Origin of the sequence: Paraburkholderia sp. BR13439 (assembly GCF_040948805.1) — a bacterium.
Lineage (GTDB): Bacteria > Pseudomonadota > Gammaproteobacteria > Burkholderiales > Burkholderiaceae > Paraburkholderia > Paraburkholderia youngii.
On the sequence record NZ_JBFPKN010000027.1, the window covers coordinates 31456 to 44760 of the forward strand.

The 13305-nt window shown below is 61.7% G+C and carries 10 protein-coding genes; 2 read left to right on the top strand and 8 right to left on the bottom strand.

The features are described 5' to 3' along the window. Positions 1 to 7: 7 nt before the first annotated feature. From glf to AB3X96_RS35690, 4 genes are all read right to left on the bottom strand, one after another. Positions 8 to 1096, bottom strand: coding sequence for a UDP-galactopyranose mutase (glf, locus tag AB3X96_RS35675; RefSeq protein ID WP_368593404.1), 1089 nt, complete (start codon positions 1094 to 1096; stop codon positions 8 to 10). Further along, a complete protein-coding gene (locus AB3X96_RS35680; protein ID WP_184228720.1) occupies positions 1086 to 2351 on the bottom strand; it encodes a flippase in 1266 nt (421 codons plus the stop codon). The genes glf and AB3X96_RS35680 overlap by 11 nt, the downstream gene beginning before the upstream one ends. A gap of 783 nt (positions 2352 to 3134) precedes the next feature. Beyond that, entirely contained in the window at positions 3135 to 4301 is a 1167-nt protein-coding gene (locus AB3X96_RS35685; RefSeq protein WP_368593405.1) for a hypothetical protein, read from the bottom strand. 662 nt (positions 4302 to 4963) lie between these two features. Continuing rightward, a complete protein-coding gene (locus tag AB3X96_RS35690) occupies positions 4964 to 6757 on the bottom strand; it encodes a PQQ-binding-like beta-propeller repeat protein (protein ID WP_368593406.1) in 1794 nt (597 codons plus the stop codon). 338 nt (positions 6758 to 7095) lie between these two features. Between AB3X96_RS35690 and AB3X96_RS35695 the strand changes: the two genes are divergently transcribed. Together AB3X96_RS35695 and AB3X96_RS35700 are read left to right on the top strand one after the other, a co-directional pair. After that, entirely contained in the window at positions 7096 to 7989 is an 894-nt protein-coding gene (locus AB3X96_RS35695; protein WP_368593407.1) for a GntR family transcriptional regulator, read from the top strand. A gap of 41 nt (positions 7990 to 8030) precedes the next feature. After that, positions 8031 to 8765 (top strand): ABC transporter substrate-binding protein, encoded by a 735-nt coding sequence (locus tag AB3X96_RS35700; protein ID WP_368593408.1) that lies wholly within the window; start codon positions 8031 to 8033, stop codon positions 8763 to 8765. Between the two features lie 105 nt (positions 8766 to 8870). Here AB3X96_RS35700 and AB3X96_RS35705 read toward each other — a convergent pair whose 3' ends face one another. The 4 genes from AB3X96_RS35705 to AB3X96_RS35720 form a co-directional block, all read right to left on the bottom strand. Further along, positions 8871 to 9287, bottom strand: a complete 417-nt coding sequence (locus AB3X96_RS35705; protein ID WP_176380553.1) for an organic hydroperoxide resistance protein — start codon at positions 9285 to 9287, stop codon at positions 8871 to 8873. Positions 9288 to 9497: 210 nt separating this feature from the next. Continuing rightward, positions 9498 to 10802, bottom strand: a complete 1305-nt coding sequence (locus tag AB3X96_RS35710; protein ID WP_368593409.1) for a cation:proton antiporter — start codon at positions 10800 to 10802, stop codon at positions 9498 to 9500. A gap of 51 nt (positions 10803 to 10853) precedes the next feature. Beyond that, positions 10854 to 11174 (bottom strand): hypothetical protein, encoded by a 321-nt coding sequence (locus AB3X96_RS35715; RefSeq protein ID WP_368593410.1) that lies wholly within the window; start codon positions 11172 to 11174, stop codon positions 10854 to 10856. 67 nt (positions 11175 to 11241) lie between these two features. Beyond that, positions 11242 to 13281, bottom strand: a complete 2040-nt coding sequence (locus AB3X96_RS35720; RefSeq protein ID WP_368593411.1) for a protein-L-isoaspartate(D-aspartate) O-methyltransferase — start codon at positions 13279 to 13281, stop codon at positions 11242 to 11244. Positions 13282 to 13305 lie beyond the last annotated feature (24 nt).

The following is a 13305-nucleotide window of genomic DNA, read 5'->3' on the forward strand; positions in this document are numbered from 1 at the left end:
TGCTCCTTTAGACGAGTGTTTCTACTGCTTTGAGCGCCGCACCAACGACCTGGTCCATGTTGTAATAGCGATACTGCGCCAGCCTGCCCACGAAAGTCACATCGGTAACTGTCTCCGCGAGCGCGCTGTAGCGCATGAACAATGCCTCGTTTTCCTTGCGTGGAATCGGGTAGTACGGCTCGCCTTCGGCTCGCGGATACTCCTTTACAATCGAAGTCCCCTGATGCTGTTGCCCGGTGAGGTGCTTGAACTCAGTAATCCTCGTATATTCGTGATCGTTCGGATAGTTGATGGTACCCGTCGTCTGAAAACGCTCCACGTCGCTCAGATGCTGGTGTTGAAAGTGAAGGCTGCGGTACGGAAGCTTGCCGAACCGATACCCGAAATACGCGTCGATCGGACCAGTGTACACAACGTGTCCACATTCGATATTCGCTTTCACCACGTCATAGTCGGTCGACAGACGCACGTCGATATTTGGACTGTCAAGCATCTTTTCGAACATCGCGGTGTAGCCGTGCGCCGGCATAAATTGAAAAGTATCGGTGAAGTACCGGTCGTCGTCGTTCGAACGCGTTGGTATTCGCGCAGCGACACCCGCAGACAATTCAGACAGATCGAGTCCCCATTGCTTGCGCGTATAGCCACGGAAAAACTTGTCGCACAGATCCGGGCCAACGCTGCTCAGCACCACGTCCTCGCTGGTCGTATTGACCTCTCGCGCTTCACGTACCGACTCAAGGAACGCTATCGTGTCCTGCTCGCTCAGATCGAGGCCATATAGCTTGTTGATCGTCGTGCGATTGATCGGTATTGGATACAGATCCCCGTCTACATAAGCCTTTACGCGATGCTCGTAGAAGCGCCAATCGGTAAAACCCGACAGGTACTCGAATATCCGCTTACTGTTCGTATGAAAGATGTGCGGACCATACGGATGGATCAGCACACCGTTCTCATCCTCGCGGTCATATGCATTGCCGCCAATATGATTTCGCTTGTCTACGACTAGCACACGCTTGCCGCTTGCCGCCAGACGTTCGGCACAGACCGCGCCTGCAAAGCCGGCGCCTACGATAAGGAAGTCATAATTCATCTCTGCGCATCCTCGTATAAAAAGCTGGAATCTTGCATTTGATCAGGTGGAGAGCCATTAAGGCCGTAACCAGAAATTCGGTGGCAAGCACTGACATTGCCGCGCCCTGAGCGCCATAAGCCGATGCAAGAGGCACGAGCAGGGCAAGGTTGATCAAGCCGCAGACGACCAGTATCTCGCTGACTCTCTTCTTCATGCCGAGCGGCAGCATCACCTGAACGCCGAGTACATTGTTCAGACAGATGAGCAGCGGCAGGAGGGCCATCCACTTAAGGACGATGACCGCTGGTTCGTACCCAGGGCCCACGGCGATGCGAATGATCAAATCGGCGCCGGCCCAGAGCGCGACCGAAGCCAGCAACATGGTCGAGCCCCCCAGGTAGAGCATCTTGCGCACCAGCCCAAACGCCTTATCGGAGTCTTCGGAAAAGAGCGCCGTCACGCGCGGGTAAATTGCGTTGGCGAACGGTACGAGCGGCGCCTGGGCGACGTTCCGAATCTTGTCGGCTACGCCAAAGTAGCCAACAGCGACGTCTCCCGCAATAAATCCAAGCAACACGCTATTAGTGGTTGTGTACAGACTGATCGCTGCCGTGGAAATGAACATGTGCCAGCCTTCACGAAGCGCTTCGATGACGTCCGCCATGCTCGGCATCAAGGGGATGATCAGTCGGTTTTTTGCGATCAGGATCGATGCGACGACTCCGGCAGCAATCACGCTCATCGAACTGATGAGCGACGCGATCCACGTGTCGGCCGGCGAGTGCACCAGGAAGAACGTTAGCGGAAGCAGTAGCACCCGCGCGCTCAACGTGGAGACCGTAGTAAACGTCATCTGCTCCAGGCCCTGGAAGAGCCACTGTGGAAACAGGACCGTTCCGATAACGACCGGATAGGTAGCCAGCAGAACCGGCAGCAGTTCGCGCAATCTTGCTACGAAGAACGCCGCTACAAGCAGGATAGCGAAGCAGACCACAGCGATAAGCGCCTTTGCGCCTTGCGTCGCCCAAAAGATCTTCGATACCGCGTGCCGATCTTTTTGGACCCGTGCGACTTGAGCAGTCGCTGACCAGTTAAAACCGTAGTCCGTCAGCAGCACGAGATAACCAACTAAGGCTTGCGCGAAGACATACGCACCAAAGTGTTCCGGGCGCAGAACACGCAACAGGTAGGGAAATGTTGCAAGCGGCAGCAGCATGTTGGCTGCTTGCAGAACTGACAGCGCAACGATGTTGTGTCGGAGGGGACTCGTCATGAGTTAGCCGTTGTCAATACATCGATGAAGGATCGCTTGGAGACATATCTTTATATCCCCTGGGCGGAGTGCGAGTAGGTCTCCGCGGAAGCGAATACCTGATCAGGCCGACGCCGGTTGGGCCTTGCTACCGGCTCCCCGACTCTTCGTCCGAGGAAGCCACCGCTACCGGCAATAAGCCGCAAGTCCGCACTGGTCGGGCGCGGATGCGTCACTGTTGTCCGACTCGGATGAAATTCGTGGCGCACCGTAAACGAGTCGCCACCAGAATCGCCAGGAGCTGAAATAAGCAGACAATTGATTAGGTAAAGCGGGTTTGTGCCGTTGCGGCGCAATCACACGAAAGGTCGACCAGCTGCGGCCAGGAAACGAAGTACTTTAGAAATTTGTACATGCTTCGCTGCACCAATGTCAGCAACCGGCACAAATTGGAGAGGTATTGGCGCATTCCACCACTTCGATAGTGGATCGGGCAAGTATGTCAATAGATATCTACACACCGGCGTGAGAGCGTCGCCATGGGATGGTTGGGAGTACCTTTCCGCGTGCGCCTCGCTGCTGTTGCTATTTCCGGTGAAAAAGTAGTCTCCGCCACTCGTTTGGTGGGGCTTACCGTGGCCACTTCGGCGCCATCGGTCTAGGCGGTACGAGAGTCACCGCCATGAACAAGCGCTGCGCGCACTCGATTCGATAGATAGCAGCGCATGCTCTGCGTTATGTGCCAGATGGCGCATTTCGCAGGGTCAGCGGCGATGGAGGCTTCTCATGAAGCAATAGCAGACGTCATGATGACGGAGACCTCCGGCCGCTCGTCGCATCGCGCTTGCCAGTCACGACATACCACGCTCGGCGACCGTTTTTCCACAGCGTGCGCACTCGCCGATAGATCGCGCGACTGACACGCTTCGACGCTTCAAGCGTCCCCTTGGTGGCCTGCGGCGGGTGATCTTCAAGCCAGCGCAACCGCGCTTCGATATCGCGTTCACGGTCCGCGTAGAGTGAAATCGGGAAGGGATGGCCAAGCCTCCCGTCGTAAAGCGCGCGAGCGGCATCGACGATGTCGCGGTTCTCCTCGCGCTGGGTGAAGTACGCGATGTGCACGAACGGCACGCTGCGCGCACAGACGATTCTCAGCCGGTGCCGCGCGCAGTACATATGCATCATGTGCTCGTCGTCCTGCCCACCGTCGTCGATCTTGTCCCATAACCCCTTGCGAAAAAGAATGCAGCCGATCGAATAGCGCGATTCTGAGGGCACTTCGCAAGGTTCAAGGTCCCGAGTCGCAGCGATGAAAGCATCAGGCTGCAGCGTGGTCCGTTCATGTAGCCAGCGCGCGATGTGCGGATAGCCCCATATCGTGCCATTGGTGCCGATCTCGATCTGCTCCGCAGGGATGATTCGCAGCGGATAGCGCTTGTCCCCGTCGGCCCCGACGAAATGCGGATGCGCCTGGCTCGTGAAGTACTCGCGCTCCAGGTTCATCACGCGCATCACCTCAGGGAAGCCCCAGTTGTTGTTGTTGATGAGGGGAGTGACGTAGGCAAGCTCGTTCCCGCTTTCCTTTTCCGCCGCGTCGTACGTGGCGAGCATCTTGTCGAGCCACCCGCCGGCGATCGGAAACGCGTCGTCGTCCACCTTGCAGATCAGGTCGATTTCGGCGAACGCCGGCTGCGAGAGTAGTTTTTTGATCGTGCGATAGGGTGGACCAGGCGGAATGTCGTCGACGACCCGGACGACGCCCGGAAAAAGCCTTGCGTAGCGCCGCGCGACGGCAAGCGTGCGTTCCGCGTCATAGCCGCCCCTGCAGTTCTGAAGCAGGATGAACTCTACGCCTGTCGGCCGGTACGCCATGTGACTGGCGAGAGTCAGTTCAAGCGCTGCGTAGTCGCGACAGAGCAGGACCAGAATAGCGACTCGCCTCGACGCCGCGTTAGAACGGGATGCAGTCATGCTTCTCCTTCGTAGGTGCCGACGAGCACATTGTCTAAGGAACATACATGCGAGTATCGGGACACACTGAATTTGGCGTCGTCTACATCACGAATTTACGAACACCAAGAGTGCCGATGCTAATAACCGCGCCTCAGGGTGCAGCACCGATCGCGGCTACTAAAGAGACAAGACGGGGACACGCCGGTTCATCATAGTACAAGCAACGATGAAGTGAAGTCGCATTCCATAGCGCGTCGCCCCACTTCTCGGCGGCGAACGGTTACTTTAAGTATTGAGGCAAACAACTGCCGACCGGTCACGATCTTGCGCACACAGCGCGCGAAGCGTTCTGTTCGAGCGCGAACGCCTGTAGCGCATCAGGCTCGACCGGCAATTCCGCGACAGGGATGGCGGTGGGCGGCATGGCCATCATGATGCCCAACTCGCTCTACGTTTAGAAGCCCGGGGAGCCTTGTATTTGCGTGCGAGAGCAACGTCGACTCGCGCGCGTCACCGCGACGGCGCGATGCGGCGCGCGCGCCGGGAACGCCTCGACGACATCGAATTGCGACGGGTCAGCAGGACGCGCGCAGCGGCGCGATACTGCGAATCACTGCGCGCAATAAGAGCAGAGTGGCTATGCTTGCGAAAAAGTTACGTTTCGCTAACGGGTTTAGCAGTCAGAGGCCATAGGCATGAACCACGTGGTCGCCACCAGCGACGAAGACTTGCCCGTTCACGACCATCGGCGACGCGAAGTTGCCCTCGCCGTTTTGAGCTGGCGTGTATTGGTCGTGGAAGAGTATGGTCCCGTCCGCGGCATCCAATGCATAAAAGTCGTTGCCCAAACCGTCTGCGTAATACACCACACCATTTGCGGCGACGGGCGGGATAGCCGGGTTGAACGCGACTTGGTTCAAGCCGACTTGCGCCGTCCACACGGGTTTGGGGTTCACGGTACAGTTGCTGTCGATCGACAGTGCAATCACCCCGTGTTGGTATAAGTTGTTGCTCCCCGAACCGCCAGGGGACACGACGTAAAGCCGATTCAGCACCGGGTCGAATACAGGAAGGCCTATGTTGCTGCCGTCGGCTGAAGTTTGGGAAATCGTCAACTTTTCAATGGGACCCTGCTGCTGAATAGTGGCTCGGTTATAAATGAACAGGTTGCCGGACTTGTTGTAGGCCGCGAGCATCGTCGGGCAGGTGGGACGCTGAAAGAGCAATGCTGTAGCGCCGAAGTCGACGTCCGAGAGGGGCGGAGAAAGCGGCGAGTTCGCCGCGGCTACCGCCAGGGTCGGCGTGAGCTTCACGACGTGCTCCGCGAACGCGGCATTTTCCGGATTGGCGAATGCGTTGCCTGTGAGTGCATAGACGACCGTCCCATCAGGCGGAATCGATACGCCTCCCATACCCCATATACCGCCCCCATCTGGCCCGCTTGCGCCGGTTGGGTACCAGCGTTGCAGAATCGCAGCTGGGTTGGTAGTGGACGCGCGGACGACCTGTCCATGGTACGGCTCCGTATCGCAGGGGTCACCGGCTGTCCCCACGTAAATCGACGAACCATCGGGACTGAGCGTCAAGCCGCCATAGACCATCGTTATTGGAGTAGCGTTGTTTGGGTCGAGAAGTAGCAGGTTGAAGCCCGGGAGATCCACGCCGGTCTGCAGGTTGTACGCATGCAGGTAGCCTCGCCCGCTCACAACGAAAATCCGGTTGTTGGCATGGTCGATGACGGGCGTGCCCTGCACCCCGATCTTGCCTTGGAACAGCCCCTGGCAGGCCGACGTCAAGATAGCTTGAGGGATTTGGGCGCTTTTCCAAATAATATGCCCTGTCGCGGCATTCAGTGCATATGTACTGTTCCCCTCTGTCCCAACATAGACGATATCGGTTGGCACCCCGTTGATCATCACCCCGACAGCCAGTACCGGCTGAGTCAGGATGGCACCGTCCAGCACAGGTGAGTCCCAGTGCTTTATCAACGTCCTAACGTTGGTCTGGGTGAGCACCGTCTCGACTGGGTTATAGCCAGTCCGCTGCCTGTTCATACCATACGTCGGCCAGTCGGTCGTCGTAAAGGTTGGCGCCGCGACGGCCCCTGGTGTCCGGCTCAATGTAGCGGCAGTCGCTGTTTCGGGAGCCTGGTACGGCGTATCCACCGCCGGCCCGCGGTCGTCGAGGAAATTATTCGGATTGATCTTGTCTCCGCCGTTCTGTTTGTCTACGTCCGATCCATCGAGGGCGAAGGCTGGCGGCACTTTCGGTCCGACGCCATGCTGGTGCGGGCCATGAGGGAATGGGTCCAGTGCGTTTGACGACGCTTGAGCGGCTACCGCAAGACCCGGCGCAGACGCCGCAGCCGGTGCCGCGTTCGAACTTTGCGCTTGTGCGCCCGAGCCCGCCATGCAGGCGAGGATCAAAACTGCGACGAGCCGAGATGCGTCGATAACGTTGTGTGCGCTTTTCATGTAGCCACCTCTTGCAAATATTGCTGTTAGCATTGGGCAGACGGCGCACCGCGAGTTCTCGCCTCGATCTACTAATTGATACGCGCTTTGCTAACGTGAGGTTAATCGTACGCCGTTTAAAACCAACCGCAAGAAATGGCCGCGATGGACTACCGTCTGGCGGACGGGGAATTGTCCCTATTGAGTAATGCAAGGCTCACACACCGTTCGGCTGCTTCATCCGAATGCGCGATTTCGCTGGAAGCAGATCGGCACTCCGGCCACCCCGTCCAGAGCCGTTTTCAATCGATGTGCCATCCGCCGCCGCTTCGCTGACGTTGCGGCCGAAGGCAAACCAAATGATCGATCGATCCATCGCCAAGCAGATTGTCGAGCTCATCAAGAGCGAAGGACTCGACGCCGGCGCGCACCTGCCCGCACAGATGCTCGCCGACCGTCTGCGCGTCTCACGTTCCCCCGTGAACGAAGCGCTCGCGTTGCTGCACGAGAAAGGCATCTTGACGCGGGAAAAGAATCGCGGCTTCTTCCTCGCGAAGCCGCTCTCCGAATCTTTTGCGGACGTGGACGACGAACTGCGCCTCGCCGAGACCGACGTCGTGACGCGCGCCTATTTCCAGATCGCCGACGACCGCCTGAAAAACGAATTGCCCGATGAATTCTCCGAGCAGCTGATCCGCACCCGCTACGGACTGACCAGCGCGCAACTGACCGCGGTGCTCGGCCGCATCGCGCGGGAAGGATGGGCCGAACGCAAACCGGGCTATGGCTGGCAGTTCTCGCCAATGCTGACCACGCCCGACAGCCTGCTAAAGTCGTACCGGCTGCGCCTCGCGCTCGAACCGGCGGCACTGCTCGAGCCTGGCTACCGGCTCGAGCGCAAGGTGTTGGAGCGGTGTCGCGAGGTGGAGAAGCATCTGCTCGCGGGCGGCATCGAAACGGATAGCGCCGACCAGTTGCACGATCGCGGCGTGCGCTTTCACGAGTCGCTCGTCGAGGCTTCGGGCAACAGCTTTTTCATCGATACGATCCGGCGCGTGAACCGCGTGCGCCGTCTGCTGTCGTATCGCTCGATGCAGCATCGCGAGCGCTATGTCGAACACGCGAAGCAGCATTTGCATCTGCTCGAACTGCTGGAGCAAGAGCGCAACGAAGAAGCATCGCAAGCGATGCGTCAGCATCTGCTGCATACGCTCGACGCGCTGTCCCGCATCAGCGAACTCCTTGAACCCTGAGACCGCCCTTCGCCCTGAACGCGGTCGCCACGAGAACCTCCATGACTATCGATCCCTCCGTCGTCACCGCCTTCACGCCCACGGGCAAGCTGCGCGCGTCGATCAATCTCGGCAATCCGATCCTCGCCAATCGCCATGCCGGGTCCGGCGAGCCGTTCGGCGTATCGATCGATCTCGCGCGCGCGTTCGCCGCGAAACTAGGCGTCGAACTGGAACTGGTGGTATTCGATACGGCCGCCAAATCGGTGCAGGCCGTCAGCGAGGAACGCGCGGATTTCGGCTTCTTCGCGATCGATCCATTGCGCGGCGAAACGATTGAATTCACCGCGCCGTATGTACTGATCGAAGGCTTCTATCTGGTGCGCGACGACTCGCCGGTGCGGTCGAATCAGGATGTGGATCAGGCGCACAACCGGGTCGTCGTCGGCAAAGGCAGCGCGTACGATCTGTTCCTCACACGCGAGCTGAAAGCCGCGCAGATCGTCCGCGCGCCGAGTTCACCGAGTGTCGTGCCGACGTTCATCGAGCAGCAGCTGGAAGTGGCGGCAGGCGTGAAGCAGCAACACGAAGCCGATGCGAAGCAAACGGCCGGCCTGCGCCTGCTCGACGAGCGCTTCATGGTGATCCGGCAGGCGATGGGTGTACCGAAAAGCCGCGGCGAAGCGGCGGCTCGGGCGCTGCGTTCGTTTGTCGAAGAGGTGAAAGCGTCGGGCTTCGTGGCGGAATCGCTCGCGCGGCATGGGATCGCCGGGGCGTCCGTAGCGCCTGCGGAGTAGCCGTCGGCTCCAAGCCGACACCGCGTAGCAAGCGGGGCGTAACAGAAAGGCGGAGCCGCGCCCGATACTTCGGCGCCGCCCCGCCACAAACTACCCTGACCAACCTCAAACGAGCGTAGTCTGCACATCCACGTTGCCGCGCAACGCCTTTGAATACGGGCAGGTCAAATGCGCGCGCTCGATCAACGCGTGCGCCACGTCCCGCTCGACACCGGGAAGACTGACGAACAGACGCGCCTGAAGGAAATAGGCGCCATCGGTGGTGCCGAGATCGATTTCCGCATCGACGCTCGTATCGGGGGGCAAAGACACGTGCAGCGCGCGCGCCGCCAAACCGAGCGCACCGATGTAACACGCCGACCAGCCGGCGGCCAGCAACTGCTCGGGGTTCGTTCCAACTCCCGAGGTGCCGGGCGACGACAGCTTGATGTCGAGACGGCCGTCCGAGCTGCGCGCGGCGCCTTCGCGGCCGCCGGTCGTATGGGTCTTGCCGGTGTACAGCACGTTTTCGATGCGGGTCATGGTGGCTTACTCCTGTTGATCCAGTGATGTTGATATCTGCAAATCCGGGCTCGAACTTGCGTTGGACGTATTTGACCGCGCCGACGTATCTCGCATGTGTCTGGATCAGCGGGTTTGGTAGGCGCACGTATCCGCGGGCCGCGCAGATACATTGCGATACAAGGAGCGGCGCGCGGCCACTAGCGCACGCCATCGCGCCCGTCGCTTCATTCAGCGACGCCGGTCGAAATACCGCCGCAGCAGATAGTTCGCGGTCGAGCCATGCAGCAGCACCGACAACACGATCGCATCGAGCACTGCGGGCAGCAGAGGCGTCATCGCACCGCGCGCGTATTCGAGGCCGAACATCAGGTAGTAAAACGCGCCGACACCGCGAATCCCCATCCATGCCATCAGATACCGCTGGCTGCTGTCGATGCGCGCACCCATCATCGCGACGACGACGGACAGCGGCCGTGCGACGAAAAACAGAAACACCGCGGGCAACACGGCGCGCACGTCGAGCATCTCGCGCCAATGCGCGGACACGACGCAGCCGATGATCAGCATCAGCGACAACTCCGCGAGCCGTTCGATTTCGCGCGTAAAGCCCATCATCGATTCGGCGAGGACCGCATGCGCCTTTTCCGGGTCTTTCGCGACATCGGCCCTTTCGCCGTGCTGCACCTCGTCGAGCACTTCGGACGGGTTCTTGTCGCCGGTCGAGCGCAATTCCTCGTGACGCACGGTGACGCCCGCCACGAATACCGCCACGAACGCATACGCGTGCACCAGCAGGGCCGCGCCGTATGACGTCGCCATCAGCCCTAGCGCGAGAAAGCCGTCGAGACCGATCGCTTCGCCGTAGCGGGTGCGCAGCAAGAAGATCGCGCGCGCGAACACGATTGCGGATACACAGCCGACCGCGAGCGCGCTGACGATCCCCCACAGCACCGAGCCGGCGAAATACACGCCGCTGCCGGAGCCGAACAGCCTCGCGCCGGCAAGCGTCAGACCCAGCACCGCAAACGGATAGGCGGCGCCGTCGTTGAGCCCGCCTTCACCCGACAAAGCGAAGCGCACGGGTTCGTCGTCGCCGGCCTGGGTCACGCGCAACTCATTGGCGAGCACCGGGTCGGTCGGCGCGAGCGCTGCCGCGAGGAACAACGCCGCGCCGTCCGCGCGTCCGGTCAACCAAGCGGTGAAGCCGAACATCAACGCGACGGTGACGATCATCGCGGGGCCGCCGAGCCGCAGAGGCAACCACCACAACGGATTGCGCAGCCGCACGCGCAGATGCATGCCGATCGAAAACAGCGACACGACGAGCCCGACTTCGGCGAGCGTCGCGAGCAGCACGGTATTGGCGAGCAGATCGACACCGACGAGCCCGGACACGGCCGGACCGACCGCCACGCCGACCAGCAGATAGATCATCGCGCCGGTCAGCGGCAAGCGGCGGATCGGCCCGCGCGCGACCGCCATGAACGTGAGCAGTGCGCCGATCAGCAGGAACCAGACCGGTTCGTCTCTCATGGCGGAATCGCGGGCGCTAGCGGCGACAACGGCAACCGGGCCGCGCCGCCGCTAGCGCGCGCGGCTGGCACCGTGGGGCGCGCTCGCGCCCTGCTGACTGCGCTGTCCGTGCTGAGCCGCGGCCTGGTTCGCGCGCCCCGCCTGTTCGCGTTTCGTCTGGTCGCGGCTCAACTCGCCGGGTGGCGTGCCCGACTGGGCTGCCGTGCCCGCGCCGCCTTCGGTGCCCGCGTCTTTGCCGGCTTGCGCGAATAGCAACGGTGGCGCGGCCACAGCCGGCTGAGTCCCGGCCCATTCGACGGCTTGCGCGCAGACGAAGTCACTCGCAACACTGAACATCGCGGCAATGGTCAAGCGCTGTACACCCTTGTTCATGAGCGGCTCCCCGGTTTGGACAAGCTGGATATGCACTGTCCGCTCCGTTGCAAGCCGCGTTCCTCGCTCACACACCGAATGGAAAAGTCTCCGCCGCGTGGTAGTTCTCGTCGGCGGAAACGGGCAGCGTGGTCACCGCGCTGGTGCGATCGAACCACACGAACGCATCGAACTGATCGGCCAGCGACGCTTCCGCGTAGTGGCTATACCGCTCGGTCTCCGGACGATAAATCACGCCGATGAAGCGCTCCAGCAGCGACGCGCGCAGCCGTTCGCGCAGCGCGTCGTGCACGCCGGGCCGCAGGTCGAGCAGAAAGCGTGCGAGGCCAGTGGCGTGCATGCTGAATTCGACGCTCCCATCGAGCGATGGCCGCACGGTCTTCACTTCCATCGGTCCGTCCCAGTCGCTGGCCGCGGCGACCGTGCCGCTGTGCGTGCCGAAGCCGATCAGCGCCGCCGCGTCGCCGAACTGCGCGCGGCACAGCTGGCCCAAATTGATCTCGTCCTGCACGCGGCCCATCTGCGTGGCGCTCGCGTCGCCGATATGCGAGTTATGCGCCCACACGACCACACGCGCCTGCGGCCCGTGACTGTCGAGCGCATGACGCAGCGTGTCGAACATATGCGTGTCGCGCAGATTCCAGCTTTGCGGTCCGCCGTAATACATCGCGCGATAGTAGTGCTCGGCGACAGCCACGAGCCGCGCATTCTGCGCCGCGTCGAGGAAGCGTTCGCCGTCTTCCCGTGCATAGTCGAGCCGGCTTTTCAGCAGATCGCCGAGCTGGGCGACCACGTTCTCTTCGCACTGCGCGTAGCCGCCGCTCAACGCGGCGCGCCCATACACGGCGGGATCTTTCTGCCACGGACTGAGGCACCCATAACGCCCGCGCGCGATGCGCGCCGCGGCCGGGTCGACGCTGTCCAGATAGCGCAGCACCGCGTCGATCGATTCGGACAGGCTGTAGATGTCGAGCCCGTAAAAGCGCGTCTCGCTGTCTCGGTGCAGGGCATTGTGCGAGCGCAGCCACGCGACGAAGCTCATGAAATCGGTGTTGCGCCACATCCAGGTCGGAAAGCGGCGAAACGGTCGAGACCGTTCGCCGGGCATCGGCCGGTCGCGCACATGCCGGTCGATGATCGCGGCATCGGGCCAGTCGGCCTCGACCGCGATCATCGAAAAGCCGTGCCGCTCGACGAGGCGTCGCGTGATCGCCGCCCGCGCGCGATAGAACTCCGACGTGCCGTGACTGGCCTCGCCGAGCAGCACGACGCGCCGCCCGGCGAAGCGGTCGAAAAACGCCGCGAATTCCGCGGAATCGATGTCGGGTAACGGTTCGGCCGCGTCGCGAAGCGCGAGTTCGAGCGCGGCCGGCTTAGGCGCGGCCGGCTCAGGCACGGCCGGCTCAGGCGCGGCCGGCTCAGGCGTGGGCCGCGAATCCTCATGCGGCACGCCGCCCGGTACCGGCCAGCCGTCGTCACCGACGAGCGGCACGAAGCGCACGTCGGCGAATGCATGTTCGTCGTAATCGTGCTCGTCGCGCCGCACGATCTTCACGAGCCGCTGACGGCTCGGACTGCTGCCGACCGGCATCACGAGCCGTCCGCCGACCGCAAGCTGCACGCGCAGCGCCTGCGGCACACGCGGCCCGCCCGCCGCCGCGATGATCGCGTCATATGGCGCATGCGCGGCAAGACCCGCGGTGCCGTCACCGACATGCACTTCGACATTTTGGTAGCCGAGCCGCTGCAAGCGCTCGCGCGCGCCCTCGGCGAGGCTCGCGTCGCGTTCGATCGAATCCACCCGGCCCGCGATCTCCGCGGCAATCGCGGCCGCGTAGCCCGAGCCCGTACCGATGTCGAGTACACGGTCGCCGGGCTGCAATTCGGCGGCCGCAAGCATCTTCGCGACGATGTACGGCTGCGAGATCGACTGTTCGCCGCCGATCGGCAGCGGCGTATCGTCATACGCGAAGTCGCGCAGATCGGACGGCACGAACGCTTCGCGTGGCACGCGCCGCATCGCCTCGATCACGAAGTCGTCGCGCACGCCGCGTTGCACGATTTGCCGCTCGACCATCCATGCGCGCGCTTCGTCGAAATCGCCCATCGCCGCCTCCTCGCGAATGCGCAG

Excerpts from the sequence above, each read along its gene's own strand:
- glf (WP_368593404.1), bottom strand. The coding sequence starts at position 1,096 with ATGAATTATGACTTCCTTATCGTAGGCGCCGGCTTTGCAGGCGCGGTC.
- AB3X96_RS35680 (WP_184228720.1), bottom strand. The coding sequence starts at position 2,351 with ATGACGAGTCCCCTCCGACACAACATCGTTGCGCTGTCAGTTCTGCAA.
- AB3X96_RS35685 (WP_368593405.1), bottom strand. The coding sequence starts at position 4,301 with ATGACTGCATCCCGTTCTAACGCGGCGTCGAGGCGAGTCGCTATTCTG.
- AB3X96_RS35690 (WP_368593406.1), bottom strand. The coding sequence starts at position 6,757 with ATGAAAAGCGCACACAACGTTATCGACGCATCTCGGCTCGTCGCAGTT.
- AB3X96_RS35695 (WP_368593407.1), top strand. The coding sequence starts at position 7,096 with ATGATCGATCGATCCATCGCCAAGCAGATTGTCGAGCTCATCAAGAGC.
- AB3X96_RS35700 (WP_368593408.1), top strand. The coding sequence starts at position 8,031 with ATGACTATCGATCCCTCCGTCGTCACCGCCTTCACGCCCACGGGCAAG.
- AB3X96_RS35705 (WP_176380553.1), bottom strand. The coding sequence starts at position 9,287 with ATGACCCGCATCGAAAACGTGCTGTACACCGGCAAGACCCATACGACC.
- AB3X96_RS35710 (WP_368593409.1), bottom strand. The coding sequence starts at position 10,802 with ATGAGAGACGAACCGGTCTGGTTCCTGCTGATCGGCGCACTGCTCACG.
- AB3X96_RS35715 (WP_368593410.1), bottom strand. The coding sequence starts at position 11,174 with ATGAACAAGGGTGTACAGCGCTTGACCATTGCCGCGATGTTCAGTGTT.
- AB3X96_RS35720 (WP_368593411.1), bottom strand. The coding sequence starts at position 13,281 with ATGGGCGATTTCGACGAAGCGCGCGCATGGATGGTCGAGCGGCAAATC.